Genomic DNA, 516 nt, shown 5'->3' with positions numbered 1-516 from the left:
GCCGCGGCCTCGGTGGCCGGGCGCGCCTTGAGAATTCTTGCCAGCACGAAGTCAGAGAAACGCTGCTTGCGGCTGTCATAGGCCCGGACATGCCAGCGCTCGTTCGCGAAAACCAGCGCGTGGGGCCAGAGGGTTCGCTCCGTGGGTTCGGGGTCGGAGAACGACTGGTATTTCACGACCACGCCGCCATGACGGCGCAGCCCGCCGATGATGTCCTTGAGGACGGCACGATCGATCTTGCCGGCCACCCGAGGCAAGGCTTCCGCGGTCACGGTGGGGCCGGCCGTCACCATCACCGCGGCCTCGCCACTGAGGGCGTAGGCATGCAGCATCGCCAGGTATTCGCCGGGGTCGCCGGTGGCGTAGGCTGGCTTGAAGCCCGGCCCGATCCGCCAGGCCCGCGTCTCGGGATCGTAGACCAAGTTGTTCTTGTGCAGCTTGCGGTAAGCCGTGATTTCCCGCGTGACATGGTTAAGCGTGAGACCGAACGCCTCGCAGATGTCCTTGCGCTGCAGC

General features: G+C 66.1%; 1 protein-coding gene. It reads right to left on the bottom strand.

Going from position 1 to position 516, the window contains the following annotated elements; all coding sequences use genetic code 11:
* Positions 1-516 (bottom strand): BrxR family helix-turn-helix transcriptional regulator (locus N787_RS12905; RefSeq protein WP_034214994.1); only part of this gene is annotated, 516 nt, incomplete at both ends.

This window comes from Arenimonas metalli CF5-1, from assembly GCF_000747155.1.
GTDB lineage: Bacteria > Pseudomonadota > Gammaproteobacteria > Xanthomonadales > Xanthomonadaceae > Arenimonas > Arenimonas metalli.
The sequence above is the reverse complement of the archived record's forward strand: the minus strand, read 5'-3'. Positions and strand labels throughout refer to the sequence as shown.